Here is a 21489-nt window from a genome sequence, read left to right on the forward strand (position 1 = left end):
AGTTCTCGAACTTCTTCGCGATGGACAGTGATTCACCTTCAGCGATTTCGTAGATTTCATATCTAACACTCTTTACAGCAGATGGCGTACCTCGTTTCAACGATGTCCATCGACCGAGACACCTTCGAGAACACGACCGAGGACGAGCTCACGGAGCTTTCGGTCCCTGATCAGGTCCTCGGATTTCTCGCCGCTAACGACGATCGTGCGTTCAAGACGCGCGAAATTGCCTCTCAGATCGGCATTAACGAGGGGGCGGTGAGTACTGCGCTCTCACGGTTGAAGAACCGCGATCTGGTCGAACACAAGGCGACGTACTGGGTCGTGACTGACGACACCGAGCGCCTCGAAGGATACAGCGGGTACGAGCGGGCGACCGCATTGTTTAACGACAAACTCGGTACAGAGGATAAGGAGGCGTGGCGCGAGCACGCACCGCAGGAACCCCACCCGAGCGTCGAGGATGAACAGTGACGGACGAAGAGACACCGATTTTTGACCGTGGCGATGTCGTCTACGGCGATGACCCGTTCAAAAGTGACGAGGATGTTCGACCTTGGCTTTGGCTCATTCTTTCGAACCACGAAGGTCGTCCGTTCCACGGTGAGCAGTATATCGCGCTCACGCTGACGTCGAAATCATGGATGGATGGACTCATCGATATTCCCGAGGAGAGCTGGCTTCGTGGCGGGACACCGGACGGGAGTCGGATCATCCCGTAGGGCGTCCAATCCATTGACTACGAGGATATCGAAGGCGACGTCGTCGTTATCATCGGTTTCGATTACGAACACGAAGCGGTTATCAAAGATATTCACGACGTACAACATCAGTTTCAGGACGTTATCACGACCACAAATCACATTCACGAGGGAGAGTGGTGTCTTGAGACGCTCTTCTGCAGTGGACTGGCACCGCGTGTCCGGGACCTCATCTATCGCTCGCGCGATTTCGATGCGGTGAGTCGAGTCAAACTGATGCTCCTCGCTCAAACGTAGCGAACTGCTCGCATCTTAATTCAGTTATCAGGTTCGAAAATAATGCCTTGTATCCTCCAAGAGAACCAATATTCCCTCCTGCGCCAGTCTATTAAAATTTATATTTTAAATAATATTCAGTATTAATATAATAGATATATTTATTACATTGCCTCACACACGGTGAGTCGTTGATCCGATCAAATCACATTGTATGGCCTGCCAGTATTGGTCTGTTCTGGTGTACGAAGCCAGTCGCTCTCGCTATAACAAGTGTTGCAACACGGTGGCGGAGACTACCATCCCGTGACGTAAATCTCGTTGAGTTGTCTGCCGAATGGCTAGGATATGAGTGAACAGAACCGGGTTTCAGACGGGACGGCTATGTTTGTGAGGAGTGTGGAGATCCGTACCGGGAGGTGCAATGCCCTCCAGGATTCGTCGGTCTCTGCCCACAGTGCTTCGAGGCCGTACTAACCGGCGACGAGCAACAATAACCGTTTGAAGATGTGATTCTGTAGCTACTATTCCGAATGAGATAGCTGGCACTGACCGTCACTAATTGGCGCAATCGAGTAATCTACTGCCCGGATATCCGGCACGGCCCGGACGGTGTTGACGAAGCCGGATAGGGCCTCCGTGGTCCCCTCTAGGACGTACAACTCCATACAGTACTGGTCTTGGACGTGTGTATGAGTAGTCGCGGAGACGATAGCATCGTATTCGTGGCGTACTCCCGTGAGACGCTGCTGGACGGCAGGTTGACAGTACTCGAAGACCACCGTGACTGTACACATATGCTTCTGTCCGTCGATGGTTCGCCCCTGAAACTCTTCAAGCAGCGTCCGTGTGCCTTCGCGGACGACCTCGCTTCGGCCACTGTACCCGTGTTCGTCGGCGAACTCGTCGATGCGTTCGAGTAACGCCTCGGGCATCGATATGCTAACAACGCTCATATGATAAAATTTTATTCTGAGTTATTAGTATCTGTTATGAATATAGCAGTCGTACCGTAATAATTAGTATTTTAATAGAGTAAATTCATAAATAACGTATGCCATTTAATAGCGATTCGATCCCAGTAACGATCCTCAGTGGAAGCCTTGGTGCCGGCAAGACGACGACGCTCAACCACATTCTCAGTAGCGAGCAGAAACTGAACGCTGCTGTCTTAGTCAACGATATGGGTGAGGTAAATGTCGACGCTGACCTCGTTGAACGCGAGTCGGATCTCACCCAGAACGACGACGAAATCATCGAAATGTCGAACGGCTGTATCTGCTGCCGTCTCCGTGGAGATATGCTTGATGAGGTGGGTCGATTAGCCGACGAGCGGGACTTTGAGTATCTTCTCGTGGAGTCGTCCGGAATCAGTGAACCGATTCCAGTTGCACAGACGTTTGTTCGTGGGTTCGAAGACGCAGAGTTCGATCCCACGGGAGTCTACGACCTCGACACGATGGTCAGCGTCGTTGACGCGCACAGCTTCTGGAAAGGGTTTGATTCCGGTCAAGCTCTCACTGACGACTCCATTGATCCACAGGGTAACCGGGTCCCCGAGGAGGCGCTGATAGATCAGATCGAGTTCTGCGATGTCCTCCTGTTGAACAAGTGCGATCTCGTCCCCGACGATGAGATCGACGAGATGGAGGCGGTACTACGAGCGCTCCAACCGCGAGCGAACATTATTCGGACCGAACACGGCGCCGTCGATCCCGAGAAGATCCTGAACACGGGCCGGTTCGATTTCGATCGCGCGAGTCAGTCTGCCGGGTGGAAGCGTGAACTCCAGCACGGACATCACCACGAGTCAGCCGCCGATGAACACGGCGTCACGTCCTTTAGTTTCGACGCTGACCGACCGTTCCATCCCGAGCGGATTGCTCGTCTCTTTGCCGACCTTCCCGATGGTATTGTTCGCGCAAAGGGTTTTTTCTGGTCCGCCGGTCGCGAAGACATCGCGATGGGGCTCGATAAAGCAGGGCAGTCGGTTCGGGCCGGTCCGAAAGGGACGTGGATCGCCACGCTCCCGAAGGCCCAACAGGAGCGCTACTTCGCTACCCGCCCTGAGATCAAAGAGGATTGGGACGACCAGTGGGGCGACCGCGGGATCCAGCTCGTGTTCATCGGCCGCGAATTCGATCAGGAGGCACTAATCGAGCAACTGGAAGAGTGTGTCCTCTCGGACGCAGAGATGGTCGAGGACTGGAACGCGTATCCGGACCCGTTCACTGCCGACGAGCAGCGTGAACTCGCACTGGCCGACGACTGATGACCATCGACGAGCAACCACCGGTCACGATCCTCAGTGGGGGACTCGGCGCCGGAAAGACGACCCTGCTCAATCATCTTCTTACCGTCGGCGGCGAGGCGTACGATATCGCCGTCCTGGTCAACGATGTCGGCGAAGTAAACGTCGATGCCAATCTTATCGAGAACGGCTCCGAACTCTCGATGGAAGACGGCGGTGTCACGGAGCTGTCGAACGGCTGTATCTGCTGTGGGCTGCAGAACGAACTCGATCGGGAATTGAAACGCCTCGCGTTCGAAGCGGAATTCGACTATCTGGTCATCGAAGCCTCGGGTATCAGTGATCCCGTCCCCATCGCCCAGCGGTTCGTCTCGCCCGCACGTGCGTCGGCACTGTACAATCTCGATACGACCGTCACGGTGGTCGATGCCGCACAGTTCCATCAGGCGTTCGTCGATGGCCGCCCACTCAAATCGACAGACGACGACGCCCGACCGCTGTCGGACCTCCTCGCCGAGCAAGTCGAGTTCTGCGACGTACTCATCCTCAATAAGTGTGATCTCGTTTCCGAGACAGAGCGCGAAGCGGTCGAACGCGTCGTCCGAACACTCCATCCCGGGGTCGACTTCGTCCAAACGACCGAAAGCACCGTCGACCCGGAACGAGTTCTCGGAACGGGTCGGTTCGATCAAGACGAGGCGAGTAATTCCGCCCGGTGGAAACAGGCACTCTCGCCCGATCACGGCGACGGCACAGACGTCGATTCAGACGAGCACCACGAGAGCCAGCCGGAGGCAGACGACCACAGCCACGACAAGGCGCACGACCATCGTCACCCACCAGAGGAGTTCGGTGTTGACTCGTTCGTCTACGAGCGCCACCGGCCGTTCCATCCCGAACGCTTCAGCGAGTGGCTCCGTTCGTTCCCTGAGTCCATCGTCAGAGCCAAGGGCCACCTGTGGGTCGCTGGTCGCGAGCGCTACGCCCTCGACCTGAGTCAGGCGGGAACACAGACCCACATCGAGGTCAACGGGCGGTGGGCAGTCACACTCCCCGAGTTCCAGCGTGAGTCCTACCGCGAATCGCGGTCGGACCTCCACTGGGACGAACGGTGGGGTGACCGCGAAGTGAAACTCGTCTTCATCGGGGCCGGGATGGACGAATCCAGCATCATGGATACGCTCGACGACTGCCTCATTTCGGAGACAGGGATGGACGAGAACTGGGAAGCGTTCGAGAATCCGTTCCCGGGGACGATGGAGTGGTCGCAGTCCCCGATGGAACAACGCCTCGTGGTAGGTGACCGATCGTGATCCAGAATGACCGCGAACTTCCTCCAGTAGCGGACCGACGGACGACGGATGCCGACGACCACGACTGTATCGACCCGCTGGGCGTGGCCATCGTAACCGTGTCCTCGTCCCGCGGAGATGGCGTCGAAACGACGCCACCCGATCCCAGTGGTGACGCCATTGCGAGTATCCTCGTCGAAGCGGGTCACGTCGTTACGTCACGTCGGATGGTTCCGGACGACTACGTCCGGATCAAGACCACAGTGAGCGAGTGCCTGGATCGACCGGACGTCGACCTCGTCGTCACCACGGGCGGGACGGGCGTCACCGTCGACGACGTCACTCCGGACGCGGTGAGCGAGCTCTTCGACCGCGAACTGCCGGGCTTCGGCGAGGCGTTCAGGTGGCTCTCGTGGGAGGAGGTACGGACGCGTATCGTCTCCACCCGTGCGACAGCGGGTATCGCCCGCGATGTTCCGGTGTTCGTCCTACCGGGAAGTGTGAATGCCGTTGAGCTCGCTACGGCGGAGATTATCGCCGAGGAAGCTCCGCATCTCGCCGGGCTCGCAAGTCGACACGAGGTGGCGTAAATGCAGGGTTCGAAAATGTATCAGGAGGTAATCCTGGATCACTACCGCAATCCTCGAAGGTGGGGACGCCTCTCGCCAGCTACCGTCTCGCACACTGGCGAGAACGCTTCCTGTGGCGACGAACTCACGTTCGATCTCAGACTCGCCGAGGACGGTGAAACGATTGAAGAGGTCACGTTTACTGGAGAGGGCTGTGCAATCAGCATCGCAAGCGCGAGCCTGCTCGCCGAAGAACTCCCAGGAATGACGCTCTCAGAGGTTCGTGACCTCAATCGTGAGGACGCCCTCGATCTCTTGGGAATCGAGCTGACGCCGATGCGCGTCCCGTGTGCTGTGCTCGCGGAGAAAGTGGTTCAGGACGGTATCGAGAGCCATGAGGAGGGCGCGTAACCGATGAGACTCTACGGAATCGGGCTAGAACCAGATGCAACCGACCTGCTTACGATGCGTGGTAGGCGACGAGTCAATTCGGTCGACATCCTTTATTCATCAACATAACTGGCACGGCACGTCGCAGCCGAGTACGTTTCTAGATCGAAACTGAGTGACCACGACCTCCCGATGCCAACCGGTCCCAAGGAACTGCAGGCAGCGTAAAGTACCTCAGGGCATATCAAAGAGCTGAGGCACTCGCCTTGCTATCTATAGAAGACGGCAGTCGCGGAAGTCACATCAAAAACGCGAGAGGTCGACGCAGCGTTGTCACGCTCGGCGATCTCTGTGTCTACTTGATGCTCAGACACTTGCGTCAGACGCTTCGCAAGCACATCCAACCGTCGACATCAAAGTCCCTCCCGGCGTAAGCAGTGTAACGGCGTTCGCTTTGATTCTCGAAGTCAGTATTGACACCGGTGCAGAACTGACGCTGCGTAAGACGACCGACGGAAAAGCACTGATCAGTTCGAATCGATTTATCCTGTTCAAGATGACTGACGCACCGACGACATACGAAAAGACTGGGACAGGGTACGAGGTGACGTTCGGTCAGCAACCGCTCATCGATACCGAAGAGATGACCGTCACGATTGATTCCAGTAAAGTAACTGGTCGAGACTACTGTACGCCCGCGTACGCATAGAAACGGGAGGCGATTGGGTCTGAGTGACGGCGGACATTGTCGGTCGTCCGGTTAATACTAAGATGAACTAGTCTCAGACGGTGACACCAAGCGTTTCTAGCTCTTCCGTGGAGTATTCTGCGCGGAGTTCCTTTGTCGAGTGTTCTCTGAGGATTTCCGTGCGCTCTTCATCACTCATCTCGGTCAAATCGTTGAAGCAATGGCACATTGCATTCATTAATTCAGGCTACAAGCATGAAAAGCCTGTTAGCACCATTTTCAGGCTTAGGTAATACGGATTTCGAGATAGCAATAATTAGCAATTCTATGACTCGCATTAGTTACCATGACATCGGTTACTAAACGTGAACTTCAGATAATTTTATTAATTTTAATGTATAGAATCACAATATTTATTATTCGAGCTATTAATCTTATCAATAGATGCCTCGATATACCAGAAGAAAACTCATCGCAGCTGGACTTGGAACGGCAACGATCAGCACGCTCGCGGGTTGTACGTCAAGCAACAGTGACTCCGGCGCGACGGAGAATGATGGCTCAACAGCGGCAGAGAACGCTAGGTCGGAAGCCCAGTCTTCGTTCTTCGTATTCGGAGACTTGGCCAGCCAGGTTGCAGGCGACATTGCGACCGCAGAGACGCTCGTCCCGATCGGTCAACACGGCCACGGGTGGGAGCCTGGCTCCAAAATACAGGGAACGATCCTCGAATCGGATCTCTTCCTCTACGGGATGGAGGGATTCCAGCCGTGGGCTGACGACCTCGTGACGAGTCTCCGTGGCGACGACGCCGACGTCGATATCGTCACTGCCGGTGCTGGTATCGACCTCATTGAAGCCGGACATAACCACGATAACGGTCACGAAGGCGAACATGAGGAAGGCCACGACGGTGAAGAAGAGCACAATCACGGTGGGGAGACTTCCTGGGAGTGGGCTGGCCTCTACCACCTCGAAGCTGGCACCTACACGCACACGTTCTATCAGGGCCCCGATCCGAGGATGCAGCTCGCGGTCATCGCGACCGACGAGGGTGGCGACCACGGCATTCACCACGTTGAGGAGACCGCAACCACCCTCTACGGCGACCACGACACGCACACACCGGTCGAAGGCGGCGAGATACTCACGCCGTCTAGTGACTCACTCTATCACCTCCAGTTTGCGGACTCCGATGAGACGACGTTCTCCATCGACGTCGAAACAGAGGGTCACTATGTCCTCTTTGCCCAGCATGCTCCCGCTGAGTTTGATGCGACGCTCATCGACGGCAGTGGGTCGGTCATCGAACCCGAAGTGACCGAGAGTGCGGGCGGACACGGGCACGAGGGTGAGCACGACCACGAGAGTGGAGAAGAACACGAAGGCGAGGAGGGACACGGTCACAACCACTCTGGTGGGGCTGACCCACACTTCTGGCTAGACCCCGAGCGAGCGAAGCAGGCGGTGGACAACATCCGGAGCGGGTTCCTCAACGTCGACGGGGACAACGCCAGTGCCTACGCCGAGAACGCCGAATCGTACCGGAACCGCCTAGACGAACTCGACGAGTCGTTCCAGTCCGCGCTTGAGAGCGCCTCAAAAGACGTCGTGTTCGTCGCTGGTCACAACGCCTTCCAGTATCTCGGTCAGCGATACGGCTTCGAAATACAGACGCTGACGGGACTGTCACCGGACGACCAGCCGACGCCGAAGGACATCGAGCGGGCCCAAGAGGTCATTGCCGAGCACGACCTCCAGTACGTCTGTGCGGACCCGCTCGAATCCCAGACCGCGGCGAACCAGCTCGTCGAAGAAACCGACGCCACTGAAGTCCTCCCGCTGACGCCGATTCCCGGGCAGACCCAAGAGTGGGACGACAAAGACTGGGGCTACGTCGAGATCATGGAAAATATCAATCTCAAGACGCTGAAGCAGACCCTCGACGCAGAATGAGCGACACCACGTCTAGCGACACGGAACCAGATTGGGACGGGAACGCCGATTCCGGTCCGTCCGAGCGCCCTCGGTCAGGATTGATGGCACTGGTCGTCGGCCCAGCAGAGAGACCTGCCTGCACGATCTACCCGCCGGACGTGGCCGTTCCGTATCGGACGACGACCTGGATTACGGCGTGCGGGAACTCGTTCGTCAACCTCAACGACTACCGATGACGACAGCAACGACGGAGCGGGAAGGGTCGGGAGACCATCTCATTAGCGTCGACGACGTCACATTCGGCTACGGAGAGGTCCCGGTTCTCGAGTCGGTATCGATCGACGTCGCACCCGGAGCCTTCCTCGGACTAGTCGGGCCGAACGGTAGCGGCAAGAGCACGCTGCTTGACCTGATGCTCGGTCTCCGACGACCCGACAGTGGAACAGTTTCGCTGTTCGGCGACCCTGCCCACGAGTTCGACGCCGGTGAGCGAATCGGATACGTCGCACAGGACGCGACGAAGGCGGCGCGCAATATGCCGATCACGGTTCGAGAGGTGGTCAAGATGGGGCGATACCCGCGGCGGCTCTTCGGTCGATTCTCGACAGCGGACCGGCGAGCGGTCGAGGAGGCACTGGAGCAGGTTGGAATCACAGATCTCTCGTCTCGGCGGGTCGGTCGACTGTCCGGTGGTCAACGCCAACGGGTCTTCATCGCCCGTGCGCTTGCCTCGGAGGCCGACCTGCTTGCACTCGACGAACCGACGGTCGGCGTTGATGCCGAATCCAGAGAGGAGTTCTACAGTCTTATCAACGAACTGAACGCGACTGGACTGACCGTCATCCTGATCGAACACGATATCGGCGTTGTCACCACGCATGCGACGGACATCGCCTGTGTCAATCGCCAGTTGTACTTCGACGGTAATCCGGAGGAATTCGTCGAGACTGATGCACTCTCACAGGCATACGGAAAGGACCAGCACGTTCTCAAGCACGATCATAAATGATACACACACTACACCGCCTCGGAGAGAGTATCCAATTCGAGGATGCGATTGCATCCCTCCTCCTCACAGTCAATATTTTCGCCCCCATCGAGTGGTTCCTCGACCACATCTTCGGTCTCGGAATGGATGTGTTGGCCGACCTGCTCGGCACGCCGATGCTTGGATATCCCTATATGCAGCGAGCCTACCTCGCAGCGGTGTGTATTGCCCTCATCGGGCCGGTCGTCGGGACGTTCCTCGTCCATCGAGAGATGGCGATGATCAGCGACACCCTCGCACACACAGCCTTCGCCGGCGTCGCCGTCGGATTGTTCCTCAATTCGGTCCTCTCGCTCACGCTGTCCCCGCTGCTCACCGCGTTCGTGGTCGCAGTCGTCACGGCACTGCTCGTGGAGTTGCTCGTCGAACACGCCGGAGCGTACAGTGACACCTCGCTGGCGATCGTCCTGACGGGCGGGTTCGCCGTCGGCAGTATTCTCATCACTGCAACCGACGGTGGCATTGCAGTCGGCATCGACGCCTACCTCTTCGGCAGTCTGGCGACCGTCTCGACGGAGAACGTCGGGATCCTCGTGTTGATGAGCGTCATCGTCGGCAGCCTCGTCACGCTGGCGTATCGACCACTTCTGTACGTCACGTTCGACGCGACGGCCGCCCGCGCGGCGCGACTGAATGTCCGCCTGTACAAACGCCTCATGGTCGTGCTCACGGCGCTGGTCGTCGTCAGCGCAATGCAGATCATGGGCGTCATCCTGGTCGCTGCGATGCTTGTCGTTCCGGTCGCCGCCGCGGCGCAGGTCGCCGGGAGTTTCAAACAGTCCATCTTGCTGGCGATCCTCGCTGCCGAGTTTGCGGCGATAGCCGGTGTGACACTATCGTACGTCTATGCAATTGCGGCCGGTGGCTCGATTGTCGTCGCGGCGATTGCTGTGTACGCCGTCGCCCTCGGCGTCCAGGGACTGGCGCACCGTCTCCCGACCGTGCGACGGCACCGAAGCCAACGGCCCGGACAGACCCGAGACGGACTCGAAGCCGACGGAGGCGAGCGAGAGTGACCGTCGACGGACCGGACACCAATACCACGTTGAGCGGGTCACAGTCCTACGAATACGTGATCATCGGTTGCGGTATTCACGGAACCTGCCTGGCGAACTATCTCCTTGCCGAGGGAGCGTACAGTCACCAGGATCTCCGTCTCGTCGACCCTCGCGACCAGTTACTCACGTCGTTCGAGAGGAAAACTCATCAGTGCGGGATGCGAGCGCTCCGGTCGATGTTCGTTCACCACATCAGCACGGAGCCGTCCTCGCTGGAAGCGTTCGCGGAGGGGGCGAGTCGGGAGTTCCGGGTGCATGTTCAGCATCCATCGTGTCATGAATTACTGAGAGTGAGCCCAATCAGTGTTGCATATTTGTCACAGATGCGACTATTTTAGAACCCAGTTTATGATGCCCAGTCACGACGGCAGCGGCTCTCTGTTGGTCACGCTATCAGCTATTTGGTGGTTTGTAGGGATCAAGATGCCCAACCTGTGACAGTACGATTTCGAATAGTATAGCGATAGAATATACGACTGAGAACACCTGTGAAGACAACATAGAACGTTAAAACGCGACGTATATGGATAGGTAGTGCTCTTGCGGCTATAATGAGTAGGATGTAGTGCCAACTACTGTGACTATCATTCAGGCATCCTCTGTAAACAGTCACCTATCCAAGTTGGGTACACAACGTGGTCGTATCCACTATGATTATATGTATAGAAGAAATTCCCTCAGTCATGAGCCGGGAACGAACTGATTCCGGACAGTACGCTGAGACGGTCACAATCGACCGTGTGCGGCAGGTTTTCAGTACTATCGCTGGCCCAGTTGTGACCAGTGCTGATATTGCATCGGAGCTCGGTGTGACGGCAGAAGCTGCTCGACGGAAATTGAATGAGTTTCATGATCGGGGGATGCTCGATAAACGGAAGACAGCTGGGCGGAATATCTACTGGCTTCAACCGGCGGGCGATGTCACAGATATCAATCCGGAAGACCCCGTCTGGGGAACAGACCCAATAACCGGAGATGAGACTGTGAGTGAAGCCGATATCGACGACGTGCTGTATGGCGAAATCAATGGGTAGTGCTGTCCAGACATCTCCAGCTATCGTGGATACGGGGATGTTCTTTGCGTATTATTACGAACCTGCGGAGCAGCGCGCGTGCGCGTGAAACACTTACTTGATAGGATTGTAGATGGAGATCTTCCGTTTGGTCCACTGTTCACCACGCAAGCGGTACTTTCCGAACTCGCAACGCTACTCCTCCGGAAGAGTACTCACGACGAAGCACTTCGGGCAGCTACCGAAATTCGTAGTAGCGAGAGCTTCAACCATCTAATCATAGATCGAATTACCTTCGATACAGCACTAGAGCAATTCGAGCAATACGACGATCAAACAATTTCATTCGTAAATCACACGACAGCTGTATTGGCTGCAGAACGCGATATTGACCACGTTCTATGGTCTGATAAAGACTTTCAAACGTTGGGCTTCACACGTGTATCAGTCGACACTGGGTTACACGCCTGAGACACGTCACTGCAATGCGGTTCGCATCGATTCGATAATGTTCTGTTCAGTTGGAGCGGCGAGATCGCGTCTGCATACGTGACAGATGAGGGATTACTGGTGAGGTTCGAGGACGACACGACCGCAGCGGATGCACAGGTTGTCCTCGCGACCGGACTCAATACGGTCCCAGAGCACCCACTAGTCGGCTCCGTCGCCGAGTCGTTGTCACTTGAGCGGGGGGAGGGGGGCGAACAGCTTTCCCGTCCTCAACGACCGGACGCTCACATGGTGAGGGATCGATGATAGCCGTTCTGCGGTGTACGTTTCGGGAGCGCTCGTAGAGTCCAGCGTTGGTCCTTTCACCCGGAAATTGTCGGCGCTTGTCGAGTTTCAAAACGGTTCCTTGCGTCACGATACAGAGCCGGTTCAGAAAGAGCACTGTCGACACCCAGAGGGAGGTCTTGAGATTCCGCCGAACGGCGTGACGCTCACGTTCTCGTCAGGTACTCAAAGAACTGAATCTACTCCAATCGATTGAACTGACATTCCTTCTGATGACTCGAACGGCGTCCGTATCACCCCGGTCGATTCGTAGCTGAACATGTCCTTGTGCATGCTCGTGGCTCCGTCTTCTAGCGAAAAATCAGTATCGTAGTCGAGACAGATTTTTCCGTGGTGTAGTGATATCTCAGTGGTTCTCGTGGATGTGGTCGCGCAGCGCATCAGTCTTATCGAACCTCTCGTCGCACTCGGCACACGTGTTGTGGTGAAGCGCGACGTGCTGAGTCACGCCGGCAGCGCTTTGGAACTGTGCATCGCAGTTGGAGCAAGTGTACGACATTACATTAATAATTGAGAAGTGTATTGTATAAAAGGGTTATTAAAAAGTGGGTTACCAGAATTGCCATTGAGTATTAACCTGCTCGCCCAGATAACTAATACATGGACAGTCGGGATCACTCATATTCGTAGTAGAGCACGTCAGTGAGCGCTTCAAACTGGCTGTTGTTCAACTCAATGCCTCGCTTGCCTTTTGACGTGATGTAGTCCTCGATGCAAAGTTCATCAAATACATCGCTTGTAGTGGGGTAGTCATCTGTCTCGATAGCAGATATAGAGAGTGAAGTACCTCGGGGACAAGCCCCGAGGCTTCATCGTTTAGGGTCTGCACCGCACCCGCAGGCGAATTTAATTCTCCTCGACCTTCCCGAGATGGGTCGGCTGGAATTGACACCCGAACGCCCGGTGCGTCCGTGAGGGTCGGCGGCTCCACCCCACCCGACAGCACCCGTCTCACCGCCAACAGCGGGTTTTGAGAGGTGCCGCATTTCCATTAATTACCTCAGTCAACATTGGATTAAGATCTTTAATCCGTCTTTGAGGGTGCTCTGACTGTGAATTGGTGCATGAAACGAGACTAATTAAATGTTTATGTCGGCATTCACCCTCGGGGTCACATCAAAGCCCCGAGGCACTCTGCCTTGCATATCTGTAGATTCTCCTCAACGATCGGCGATCCCCATCGGTGCTCAGCTACCATCACCGCGAGGAGGGCACGTTTCACTGACGGCTTGTGCATATTCTCCGTCTTCCCTCGTCTATGATAAATTCATGTTATCTCACGTTTACGCCTACGTAAACGGCTATGTGCGTTACCCGGCATATTGACCATATGAGTGAGTCAACGCGAACACATCCTGCAGAGGAGAAAGACATGAAGGAAGCGCGCCTAGAAAACCCCACTGGCGTCCTTCATCTCTTTCAGTACAAGAGCGTCCCTATCCTCATCGACGCTATTCTCACCCTTCCTCCAGGCAGGGAATTCAACAAGACGGAATTTGCCGATCACGCTGGAGTCACACGCCAGACAGTGAGCAACTGTATTGACTTCCTGCCAGAGACTGAAATCGTTGAAGAAGTCCCGAACACGTCACCCCGTTGCTACCGAGTCGCCAAGAGCGAGGCAGTCAAAGAGCTCTTCGAACTCAACAGTGCGCTAAATGCGGCTGGCGAGTAGTCAACCGACCGCCACCGGCGAGGCTGCGGTCTGGACGCTGGATCATCAAATCAACGCTGGTCGTATTCGGGTGATCGAGGACTGCTCGGTATTGGGTTCTGATGTCGACGTAGTGGGTGGGGTAGTGATTCTGCTGTAACTCGTGGTGCTCTTGAATCGTACGCTCGATACCGCAGTGACAGCGGTCGATGAACCTATCAAGAAGAGACCGCAGGGTCTTTCTTTTTTTCCTTGGTATTATCCCTCAACGCCAAAATCGAGGTCCTCCGAGAACCGCCACGACTGAGAAAAATAGAGCTTGCACAGCGTGGTGCCACTCTTGAATAGCAGATTATCACCGTCGTCGCTAGTGAAGATTCCCCAGAGCAGCCACGAGTTTACCTAGTTCTCCTCAGCGTACCCCTGCCGGACGCCGAGTTCTCGGGCGAGGACACAAATCCGGTCTTGACTGATCATCGCGGATCAGGACCAAATCGATTTGAGCGTCTTCTCCAGGTCACTGACATGGACGATCGTCCCCTCAATGGATGTCGGCTCGTGCCCGAAGAACTTCCGCTCAGTGACAGTTGTCACTTGGTATGAAATCCCGTGGATCTCCCGGCTCTGGACCCGGTCGGTGTCACGACGTAGACCATCCGGGGGATCTGCTCAATCAGCCCGTGGTGGCTGAGGGTGCTGTAGTAGCCGATGTTAGTGATTCAGCAAACGTTTGGATGAACTGATTCACTCATCCGATGCGAGAGAACTATTCTGACTGATGCACGTCTAATTAAAGACCCACTTCTTCTGTGAACTACTATACATCGGCTCGGCGATGTGCGACACGAGGTTCTGAAATGGGATCTTGATATCCTCACAAACTGAACATGGCGATAGTGCTCTTGGGAGAAACTCCAAGATACTTTACGCTAATCCCTCTCACTCGACAATTATCCTTTCGGGCTCAGTTGCTTCGGTGCAAGACGTCTCACCGCTGGAATCACCCAAACAGGAAGCTAACACACCTCAGAATAAATAGACGTTTGGTCTGTTCCCCTCGTGAACAACCCCGAAGGGTCGGGGTTCTCGCCCTGCTCCGCTTATAGATTTGGACGAAGCGTTCGCCACAAAATCCGCGGGTGTAATAACGAGGTTGCTTGCCGCTCGAGACGGAACACACGTAAAAACGCCTCTGTCAGCACCCCATCGTCATGAGCTCTCTTGACCAACCGGGATGCGTATGTATTGAGCAGATCGGTTGCGAATGGTTTCGGACCTGTTGTTTCATTAAATATGAAGTCATTCCCAACCGCTGTTCGCCATGCCTCGTGTATAACCGGCTTTATGAGATCAAAAACTCGCGGTCCCACTCCAGTGATGCCATCTGACAGTGCGTGATGAACTGCGAGACTATCAAGCGCAGCGACCGACATTCCCTGTCCATAAATTGGATTAAAACTTGCAACTGCATCGCCAATGACCACAAATCTATCTGGGAATCGATGAAGGGTATGATAGTTATGTCGAACGCTTGCAGGGAACGGATAACGACGGATATCCGTCAGCCACTGTTGCTCCCGTAGTTCACGCACAGGATCCTGAATTGGGAGCTGAGCAGCCCAGCTGATGAATCGCTCCGTATCGACAGGAGCCCTCTCACCATGCACCCCCTGTAAGAGAATCTGCCATTGATTCTGCTCGATTGGAAGCATAGCTGCCCCGCGAGGTCGCCCGGGCTCTGGTGCGATGAGAACACCGTGATGATCATCTGTTGGTCGCGAAATACAGACAGTGCTGTATGTCACATCAATATTCACGCGGTCAACATCCGGCTTTGCATACCCATTATTCGCAAGCCACGATGGAGTCTTGCTTGCTCGCCCACTCGCATCAACAGTGATTTTCGATTCAAGCGTTGTTTCTTCACCCTGTTCATCTCTGAATTTGATGCCCGTAATCTGATTAGCCGATCGATTCTGAGTATAAGTAATAAAATGACAGCCATCTCGAAAGGAGATATTCGATTTACTACGCACTTTTTTTCGGACAATATGTTCGAATAGTGGTCGACTTGCATAAAGAGCTGACAGTGGGGTTTCCGCTTCCTCGACGGTATCGCCCTTATCATACCAGACAATATCTCTCGTCATGTTGAGAGCGAGTCCCCCAGCGTCTCGAACGCTCTGGGTGAATCCCGGAAAGAGATCCTCAAGCGTTGCTCGACCAGCTTCGAGCAGTGCATGTGGTTGGCTGGTCTGTGGTGCCCCATCACGGATTGCTGCTTCGTCGGATAACGTATCTCGCTCAATGACTATGACGTCGTCAAAGATACCGGCAAGCACTCGGGCTGCACAAAGACCAGCCATGCTCCCACCGATAACAACAGCAGTGCCGGTGATGTGTTCAACACGCGATTCATCATATCGTTTCATACTGTTCAGTGGCATTATTATAATAAAACTCGAATATATTATGAGAGATTAATTGCAGATCTGTTTCCCTATCATAATAAAATACGCGAGATACCGTATCCTCCAGCGTTGACTCTGGATGTCATAGAGCTTCGATCATATCATCATTGGAATTCATAGGTGTCTCTGGCTCGAATCGCCCGCCCTCGTTCTGTTTTTGATTGCCACCCACAAGCCAGGAAACAGATTATCGGGAGTTCAGCCTTCTGTCTCTGAGTAGATGGCTACCAGAGGTCACCGATAATAAAAAGCCGCACTCGGGCATCGACTCGAACTCTTCGTCGCTCATAGGTCGGTCCTGCCTTTCACTCCGTGGCATTTTTATAGCCGCTTGGTATGTCCTTCGACGCTCTCGCGTACATCTTCTTTGGCGGCATCGAAGCCCTCGTTGACTGGAATCAGCCACGGACGCGGGTTCTCTCCCGGCTTGAGTGGGTCGGGTCCCAGACGACATCACTACGATATGGCGAAATCACGAGGATGTGCGATAAAAAAGGTTTGAAGAGCGTCCCAAGCAGGTTCTGACCAACCGTATAGAGTGATTTCGTGGATATGATTGCGCTGATTTGGTTATCACATAGTTTAAGACTTCATCTCATCGAATATGTACGGAATGGTCACTCCCGTAACCGATCCACTCACGGAGGTTTTGTTTCGACTCCTCATCGGTGTGGGACTTGCGGCGCTTATTGGATTGGAGCGAGAGCAAAGCGAGTCTGGTGGAACATTCGCCGGGAGCCGTACCTTTCCGCTGTTTGCGCTCTATGGAGCACTCATCTCGGCATTCTTCCCGAGAATCCTTTCGCTTGCTGTCAGCGCACTTGTCGTCCCGCTCACAGTCGCGTACGCTGGGAAGGTCTGGTATGAACAAGATATTGGTCTGACAACGTTGATGGCTGCACTTCTCACCACAATACTGGGAGCGATGACCATGCATTCTGAGACCGGTGCCATCATTGCAATTATTGTCGGCGGGACTGTGACCGTGCTCCTCTCGGTTAAGGATCCAATCCATGAGTTTGCCAACCAGATCGAAGAGACTGAGCGTCTAGCTTCGGCGAAGTTTATTCTGGTTGTCCTCGTTGTTCTCCCGGCGCTTCCAGACCGTCCACTCGACAGTCTCTATGGGCTCAATCCACGGTTTATCTGGTTAATGGTCGTGTTCGTCACCGGACTTGGCTTCGGTGCGTACGTACTCGCACAGTTTCTCAAACCTGAACAGAGCATCGCTGTAACCGGAGTTATCGGCGGATTTGTTTCCTCAACAGCAACGACAGTTTCGATGGCTGAGAAAACAGTCGAAAATGAGACGTTGTACCACGTTTGCGCATTCGCAGTTGTCACTGCGTCTATTGTGATGTTCCCACGAGCGCTCATTGAAGTCGCGGTCGTCAATCCAACGTTACTCCCGAGTGTCGCTATCCCATTGGGTGTCATGAGTGTCGTTGGGATTGTCGCTGCAGGAGTGTTGTACTGGCTAACAACGTCCGATGAGACAATCGAATCCGAAGAATTAAAAAATCCATTTCGACTCCAACCGGCGCTCCTGTTTGGCGTGGTATTCGCGGTTGTGCTTCTCGTCTCCGAGCATGCGCACGAATTACTTGGCACGTCGGGTGTGTACGCCATGGCATTCTTCTCTGGGCTGGCAGATGTCGATGCAATGACTATTACACTGAGTAGACTCGCTGCTGAGGGGACGATTTCAACGCAGGTTGCAACCACGGGGATCGTCATTGCAGCCATCGCAAACACGCTGGTCAAGGCGGCTTTGGCGTGGCTCTTAGGGACGCAGCGTCTTGGTCGGCTTGTCTCTATCGTACTGGGCGTCGTCATCGTGAGTGGTCTCGCGTTGCTCATAGTATAGGATCCCAGTGTCGGGCGGCGTGAGTCAAACTGGTCGTCCGCATCCACCCGGATCGATGCAGTCGACGCCTGAAAGGTGACTACCACGTCGGTCGCAACGACTATCGACCCTTTCTCGCCGTTCATGAGCAGAACATCGAGGCATGACATGGCTTTTTCGAGCGGTTCGGGCTACCCAGCGACGTTCGGGCGACAGCCTCGGGACGGACTCGATGACCCACTCTAGATCGCCCTCGATCTGAGACCGACGCTCGTTCGGGGGTTCGGAGGTTCGGTGATTCGGAATACATCCCACAGTATGACGATGACCAGAAGACGCTGGTGAGTGACGACACTAACAAAAATGAGGGGTCCGAGGAAGGAGCCGATGCTGAGCGAGTACTGTGAAACACCTACCGCGTATCATCATACAGACTTGGTCGAGCGGTTTCAGGGCGATTCGGGACACGGTGTTGAGGATTGCCATCGGATTCGAATCTGTGAAGGATGCAGATTCACGGTGCGGTGCTGACCACTCTTCGTAATTAACTTGGAAGTGACTCGGGATCAAGTTTTCGTGGGTTTCATTCTGATGCTAACTGCATGATCACTGTGTCCCCGGTTCGTTGTACTGGATGCGGAACTCATCGCGCTCAGGACGTGAACGTCAACGTCACTCGAATTCCAGCGTTGCGTCGTCAGCATCTATATCGTGATCAGAAAAGACCGCACAATCGAGTGTCGCCACGAAACGAACCGAACGCATCAGACTTGGATCCGCGTTCACGACCGTGACGTCAGCTTCTCGTCGAAGACGCGTTGCGACTTGTTTGTAGACCTCGTATCGATGGAGATTCCTGTCTCCAAGAATCGGTACGTTTCCCATTCGCTGTCACCGAGTCAGTTGGCAAATGCGAGCCGATTATTGCGAGTTTCCCCCCAAAGACGCCCCACGACTGAATCGTCGTGTCCGGGTCGTCGCCCGGATAGAACTGTCTTGCATCGTCGATCGACAGCGGCGGGAGATCGATCGCCCCCGTCCGTCGCCCATATAGCGGGCTGCCGCCACCGAGGATCTTTTTATTAATGACGCTGATCGACGAGCACGGTGTCGGACTCTGCTCTCGGCGGGGATAAGCAGTCACGACACATAAAAATCTGGAACTATTGTGAGATGCAGTAGCACTGCTAGTTGTACGCTCACGGCTCCTACCCGGAGGATTCCTGCTAATTGTCGTCGAGATACAGGCAGAGATTCGGCAATCCCCACCAATCCACACGATAGAGAGACAAAGAGAATAAATGGAGATAAGAACTCACCGAATGTAACGCTCAGAGACACCCACACAAGAACGCCTCCAAGCGACACCCCTACAAAACAGAGCCCTTTCGTCCGTCCATCGGGTTCACGAAACAGTGCCTGTGATAATCTCTTCATATTCACAATGAAATATACAATATCAGAAAGTCTAGAGATATATAATTACCAGCCAACGGTCTCTCTCGGTGAAATCCCATCTTTTTGCACTCAGACTCCACTCTAGTATCGACGACAGCCTGGTAATCCACCGGGTCAGTAGTTCACTGTTTATGAAACTGTAGGTCCACGATAATTGCGTCAGGAATATTGACACCGGTGATTCGGAATATCAGATATATTATCCGAAACCCGCGTTCAAGCAAGGGGGTGACGCTGATTGACTCGACGTCAGATGAGATATGTTAGTATTCGGTGAGCCTCATTTATATTAAATAATCATCAGATACAGCGAACGTAGCGCATTCACTGAGTTACAAGACGGATGCTACGGGGCGTGACTCCGAGGCGATTCACCGACTCAACATGCTCGCAATAATACCATGACAGGTCACGATATGTTAGACCGACATCAGGTGGACTGATGATAGTATCGCCGTTTCGACACAGACTCTGATGGGATCATATACATGTAGTTAATCGTCAGCAACCCCTCCAGAATCCCGTCCGGTAACCAATCCGTCATCAGTCGCACGCTCAGCAACGGTTGGCTGGAAGACCCACGCTGCTAGCAACACAATCGGGATCATCGACACAGCCACAATGGAATATCCGGTATGAAGATTTGGCAACAACGGCGCGGCGTACACCAATGGATAGACGATTCCCCCAACAGTCCCGACTCCACCGACGACGCCTGCGACGGCACCAGAACTGTCCGGAAACATCGCGGGTACCTGTGCGAAGATTGCTCCTTCTGAGAACGCACAGCCCATCCCAACGAGGAACCCTGCGCTGACAGCGATGAGCACTTGCCCGGTCAGACCCGCAAGCGTCATTCCAAACATGGCAAGCACGACGAAACACAACGATACAAACGTCCACTGTTCACGATAGCGACCAGTAAAGAATGGAATTATATTTCGTTCTTTTCGAGCGAGGAGATCGCTCACATATCCCCCAACCGGACGGAGAAGTCCAGCTGCAACTGAGAATGTCGCTGCAAACGTGGAAGCCAATACAAGATTCTGTGTATTGAATCCTTCACGGTAATACGTAGCGAGCCAGCCGTTCATTGATAATTCAAGTCCAAACGTCATGACATACGCCAGTGCAAGCACCACTGTTCCGTACCGCGTCGCGGTGAAGATCCACTCTTTCAGGCTTGCCTTGCTTTTGGTTGCTGCACGTTTCTGACTGCTTTTTGCGGCTTCACCAAAGGTGTAGTAAACGCCTGCCAACACGATTGACACAATTCCAGTATAAAAGAACGCAGCCCGCCAGTTTGTGTTGAAGATTGGACCGCTCCATCCAGGCGAGAATACCCGAGGAAGGATCAGCGCGCCACCTGCTGCACCGGCGTTTCCGATACCGGCGTAGATTCCCTCAGCAGTTCCAAGTTCTGATGCATCAAACCATTCGGAGACATGCTGAATACCAATCACGAACGTGATACCGGCTGTGGCAACGATTAATCGCGTGATGAAGAACACAGTATACGACTCGGCGAACGCACTCCAAATCGAGAAGACTCCGACGTACGCCAAGACAATAGCGAAGATTGTCGGTGCGCCGAACCGATCCGAGAGCCATCCCGTGAGGATACGTCCAAATGGAGCCAGCCAAATCGCTGCGCTCGCCAAAACACCAATCTCCGCCAATGATAGACCGAACTCATCCGCCATCGGTCCGGTAAATGGTGCGAACGAAAACCAAATCAGAAACGAGAAATTGAAACCGACTGTTGCGAGCAGTAACGTTCGGTACTTCGTCATTTTAATTGGACTATTCATTTGAGACACCCCATGATATCGGTATATCCTGCATACTGACGTTTTTTATTATGTGATCGCAACGGCAATGATTTAGACTGCTTTGCATCTTGTATGTGCGATTCCTCTGACATGGTGATTACATTCCATGAATGAATTCGACTTTTGTTTTTGTATTTGTTATTTTCCACAAGGATACATCATTAATGAGTAATTGATAAACCATTTGATTGACAAATAGTCAATTTGAT

21 protein-coding genes and 5 pseudogenes are annotated in these 21489 nt (G+C 54.2%); 17 read left to right on the forward strand and 9 right to left on the reverse strand.

What is annotated here, in order from left to right:
- Positions 1-102 precede the first annotated feature (102 nt).
- The 3 genes and pseudogenes from HQRW_RS06370 to HQRW_RS14980 form a co-directional block, all read left to right on the forward strand.
- Positions 103-474, forward strand: a complete 372-nt coding sequence (locus HQRW_RS06370; RefSeq protein WP_049892272.1) for a MarR family transcriptional regulator — start codon at positions 103-105, stop codon at positions 472-474.
- Positions 471-719, forward strand: a pseudogene (locus HQRW_RS16225) (type II toxin-antitoxin system PemK/MazF family toxin); the annotation flags it as partial. The gene HQRW_RS06370 and the pseudogene HQRW_RS16225, both read left to right, overlap by 4 nt.
- Before the next feature lie 24 nt (positions 720-743).
- Positions 744-998 (forward strand): annotated as a pseudogene (locus tag HQRW_RS14980) (CopG family ribbon-helix-helix protein); the annotation flags it as partial.
- A gap of 503 nt (positions 999-1501) precedes the next feature.
- On the opposite strand, the gene HQRW_RS06380 reads toward HQRW_RS14980, so the two are convergent.
- Positions 1502-1933 (reverse strand): CopG family ribbon-helix-helix protein, encoded by a 432-nt coding sequence (locus HQRW_RS06380; protein ID WP_014555938.1) that lies wholly within the window; start codon positions 1931-1933, stop codon positions 1502-1504.
- 98 nt (positions 1934-2031) lie between these two features.
- Here HQRW_RS06380 and HQRW_RS06385 point away from each other — a divergent pair, with 98 nt between their 5' ends.
- The 9 genes from HQRW_RS06385 to HQRW_RS06420 all read left to right on the forward strand — a co-directional run bounded on the left by HQRW_RS06385 (position 2032) and on the right by HQRW_RS06420 (position 10169).
- Positions 2032-3249, forward strand: a complete 1218-nt coding sequence (locus tag HQRW_RS06385; RefSeq protein WP_014555939.1) for a GTP-binding protein — start codon at positions 2032-2034, stop codon at positions 3247-3249.
- Positions 3249-4541: a GTP-binding protein gene (locus HQRW_RS06390; protein ID WP_014555940.1), complete on the forward strand. Its 1293-nt coding sequence runs from the start codon at positions 3249-3251 to the stop codon at positions 4539-4541. The genes HQRW_RS06385 and HQRW_RS06390 overlap by 1 nt, the downstream gene beginning before the upstream one ends.
- Positions 4538-5110 (forward strand): MogA/MoaB family molybdenum cofactor biosynthesis protein, encoded by a 573-nt coding sequence (locus tag HQRW_RS06395; RefSeq protein WP_014555941.1) that lies wholly within the window; start codon positions 4538-4540, stop codon positions 5108-5110. Before HQRW_RS06390 ends, HQRW_RS06395 begins: the two co-directional genes overlap by 4 nt.
- Positions 5111-5500, forward strand: a complete 390-nt coding sequence (locus HQRW_RS06400; RefSeq protein ID WP_014555942.1) for an iron-sulfur cluster assembly scaffold protein — start codon at positions 5111-5113, stop codon at positions 5498-5500.
- A gap of 433 nt (positions 5501-5933) precedes the next feature.
- Positions 5934-6188 carry a hypothetical protein gene (locus HQRW_RS16435; RefSeq protein WP_231852460.1) on the forward strand — a complete coding sequence of 85 codons (255 nt, stop codon included), beginning with the start codon at positions 5934-5936 and terminating at the stop codon, positions 6186-6188.
- 423 nt (positions 6189-6611) lie between these two features.
- On the forward strand, positions 6612-8123 hold the full coding sequence (locus tag HQRW_RS06410) for a metal ABC transporter substrate-binding protein (protein ID WP_014555945.1): 1512 nt from the start codon (positions 6612-6614) through the stop codon (positions 8121-8123).
- Positions 8124-8206: 83 nt separating this feature from the next.
- Positions 8207-8341, forward strand: coding sequence for a DUF7511 domain-containing protein (locus tag HQRW_RS17145; protein WP_455429225.1), 135 nt, complete (start codon positions 8207-8209; stop codon positions 8339-8341).
- A complete protein-coding gene (locus HQRW_RS06415; protein WP_014555946.1) occupies positions 8338-9114 on the forward strand; it encodes a metal ABC transporter ATP-binding protein in 777 nt (258 codons plus the stop codon). The genes HQRW_RS17145 and HQRW_RS06415 overlap by 4 nt, the downstream gene beginning before the upstream one ends.
- Positions 9111-10169 (forward strand): metal ABC transporter permease, encoded by a 1059-nt coding sequence (locus tag HQRW_RS06420; RefSeq protein ID WP_014555947.1) that lies wholly within the window; start codon positions 9111-9113, stop codon positions 10167-10169. The genes HQRW_RS06415 and HQRW_RS06420 overlap by 4 nt, the downstream gene beginning before the upstream one ends.
- Positions 10170-10330: 161 nt before the next feature.
- On the opposite strand, the gene HQRW_RS16910 is transcribed toward HQRW_RS06420, so the two are convergent.
- Positions 10331-10468, reverse strand: a complete 138-nt coding sequence (locus tag HQRW_RS16910) for a hypothetical protein (RefSeq protein ID WP_158307737.1) — start codon at positions 10466-10468, stop codon at positions 10331-10333.
- Between the two features lie 307 nt (positions 10469-10775).
- Between HQRW_RS16910 and HQRW_RS16915 the strand changes: the two are divergent.
- From HQRW_RS16915 to HQRW_RS06430, 3 genes and pseudogenes are all read left to right on the forward strand, one after another.
- A pseudogene (locus tag HQRW_RS16915) lies at positions 10776-10865 on the forward strand (hypothetical protein); the annotation flags it as partial.
- Between the two features lie 29 nt (positions 10866-10894).
- Positions 10895-11245 (forward strand): helix-turn-helix domain-containing protein, encoded by a 351-nt coding sequence (locus HQRW_RS06425; protein ID WP_014555948.1) that lies wholly within the window; start codon positions 10895-10897, stop codon positions 11243-11245.
- Positions 11246-11323: 78 nt separating this feature from the next.
- A complete protein-coding gene (locus HQRW_RS06430; protein ID WP_014555949.1) occupies positions 11324-11695 on the forward strand; it encodes a type II toxin-antitoxin system VapC family toxin in 372 nt (123 codons plus the stop codon).
- A 670-nt stretch (positions 11696-12365) separates the two neighbouring features.
- Here the strand turns inward: HQRW_RS06430 and HQRW_RS16920 are convergent.
- Together HQRW_RS16920 and HQRW_RS15475 are read right to left on the reverse strand one after the other, a co-directional pair.
- Positions 12366-12518 carry a C2H2-type zinc finger protein gene (locus tag HQRW_RS16920; protein ID WP_014555950.1) on the reverse strand — a complete coding sequence of 51 codons (153 nt, stop codon included), beginning with the start codon at positions 12516-12518 and terminating at the stop codon, positions 12366-12368.
- A gap of 168 nt (positions 12519-12686) precedes the next feature.
- A complete protein-coding gene (locus HQRW_RS15475) occupies positions 12687-12950 on the reverse strand; it encodes a hypothetical protein (RefSeq protein ID WP_149031527.1) in 264 nt (87 codons plus the stop codon).
- Positions 12951-13349: 399 nt separating this feature from the next.
- Between HQRW_RS15475 and HQRW_RS06440 the strand changes: the two genes are divergently transcribed.
- A complete protein-coding gene (locus HQRW_RS06440; protein WP_049891783.1) occupies positions 13350-13694 on the forward strand; it encodes a hypothetical protein in 345 nt (114 codons plus the stop codon).
- A 40-nt stretch (positions 13695-13734) separates the two neighbouring features.
- Here the strand turns inward: HQRW_RS06440 and HQRW_RS16925 are convergent.
- From HQRW_RS16925 to HQRW_RS06445, 3 genes and pseudogenes are all read right to left on the reverse strand, one after another.
- Positions 13735-14150: pseudogene (locus HQRW_RS16925) on the reverse strand (nucleotidyl transferase AbiEii/AbiGii toxin family protein); the annotation flags it as partial.
- Between the two features lie 24 nt (positions 14151-14174).
- Positions 14175-14383: pseudogene (locus HQRW_RS16930) on the reverse strand (type IV toxin-antitoxin system AbiEi family antitoxin domain-containing protein); the annotation flags it as partial.
- 390 nt (positions 14384-14773) lie between these two features.
- Positions 14774-16120 (reverse strand): FAD-dependent oxidoreductase, encoded by a 1347-nt coding sequence (locus tag HQRW_RS06445; protein WP_014555952.1) that lies wholly within the window; start codon positions 16118-16120, stop codon positions 14774-14776.
- Positions 16121-16757: 637 nt separating this feature from the next.
- Here HQRW_RS06445 and HQRW_RS06455 point away from each other — a divergent pair.
- Positions 16758-18011, forward strand: a complete 1254-nt coding sequence (locus tag HQRW_RS06455) for an MgtC/SapB family protein (RefSeq protein WP_014555953.1) — start codon at positions 16758-16760, stop codon at positions 18009-18011.
- Between the two features lie 651 nt (positions 18012-18662).
- Here the strand turns inward: HQRW_RS06455 and HQRW_RS16010 are convergent.
- Positions 18663-18875, reverse strand: coding sequence for a hypothetical protein (locus tag HQRW_RS16010; protein WP_049891787.1), 213 nt, complete (start codon positions 18873-18875; stop codon positions 18663-18665).
- A 1067-nt stretch (positions 18876-19942) separates the two neighbouring features.
- Positions 19943-21241: an MFS transporter gene (locus HQRW_RS06465; protein ID WP_173252946.1), complete on the reverse strand. Its 1299-nt coding sequence runs from the start codon at positions 21239-21241 to the stop codon at positions 19943-19945.
- Positions 21242-21489: the final 248 nt, after the last annotated feature.

Origin of the sequence: Haloquadratum walsbyi C23 (genome assembly GCF_000237865.1) — an archaeon.
Taxonomy (GTDB): Archaea; Halobacteriota; Halobacteria; order Halobacteriales; family Haloferacaceae; genus Haloquadratum; species Haloquadratum walsbyi.

Excerpts from the sequence above, each read along its gene's own strand:
- HQRW_RS06465 (WP_173252946.1), bottom strand. The coding sequence starts at position 21,241 with ATGACGAAGTACCGAACGTTACTGCTCGCAACAGTCGGTTTCAATTTC.
- HQRW_RS06370 (WP_049892272.1), top strand. The coding sequence starts at position 103 with ATGTCCATCGACCGAGACACCTTCGAGAACACGACCGAGGACGAGCTC.
- HQRW_RS16920 (WP_014555950.1), bottom strand. The coding sequence starts at position 12,518 with ATGTCGTACACTTGCTCCAACTGCGATGCACAGTTCCAAAGCGCTGCC.
- HQRW_RS06425 (WP_014555948.1), top strand. The coding sequence starts at position 10,895 with ATGAGCCGGGAACGAACTGATTCCGGACAGTACGCTGAGACGGTCACA.
- HQRW_RS06415 (WP_014555946.1), top strand. The coding sequence starts at position 8,338 with ATGACGACAGCAACGACGGAGCGGGAAGGGTCGGGAGACCATCTCATT.
- HQRW_RS06385 (WP_014555939.1), top strand. The coding sequence starts at position 2,032 with ATGCCATTTAATAGCGATTCGATCCCAGTAACGATCCTCAGTGGAAGC.
- HQRW_RS06380 (WP_014555938.1), bottom strand. The coding sequence starts at position 1,933 with ATGAGCGTTGTTAGCATATCGATGCCCGAGGCGTTACTCGAACGCATC.
- HQRW_RS06420 (WP_014555947.1), top strand. The coding sequence starts at position 9,111 with ATGATACACACACTACACCGCCTCGGAGAGAGTATCCAATTCGAGGAT.
- HQRW_RS16910 (WP_158307737.1), bottom strand. The coding sequence starts at position 10,468 with ATGCACCCGGAACTCCCGACTCGCCCCCTCCGCGAACGCTTCCAGCGA.
- HQRW_RS06390 (WP_014555940.1), top strand. The coding sequence starts at position 3,249 with ATGACCATCGACGAGCAACCACCGGTCACGATCCTCAGTGGGGGACTC.
- HQRW_RS06410 (WP_014555945.1), top strand. The coding sequence starts at position 6,612 with ATGCCTCGATATACCAGAAGAAAACTCATCGCAGCTGGACTTGGAACG.
- HQRW_RS06440 (WP_049891783.1), top strand. The coding sequence starts at position 13,350 with ATGAGTGAGTCAACGCGAACACATCCTGCAGAGGAGAAAGACATGAAG.
- HQRW_RS06445 (WP_014555952.1), bottom strand. The coding sequence starts at position 16,120 with ATGCCACTGAACAGTATGAAACGATATGATGAATCGCGTGTTGAACAC.
- HQRW_RS06455 (WP_014555953.1), top strand. The coding sequence starts at position 16,758 with ATGGTCACTCCCGTAACCGATCCACTCACGGAGGTTTTGTTTCGACTC.
- HQRW_RS17145 (WP_455429225.1), top strand. The coding sequence starts at position 8,207 with ATGGCACTGGTCGTCGGCCCAGCAGAGAGACCTGCCTGCACGATCTAC.
- HQRW_RS06400 (WP_014555942.1), top strand. The coding sequence starts at position 5,111 with ATGCAGGGTTCGAAAATGTATCAGGAGGTAATCCTGGATCACTACCGC.
- HQRW_RS16010 (WP_049891787.1), bottom strand. The coding sequence starts at position 18,875 with ATGGGAAACGTACCGATTCTTGGAGACAGGAATCTCCATCGATACGAG.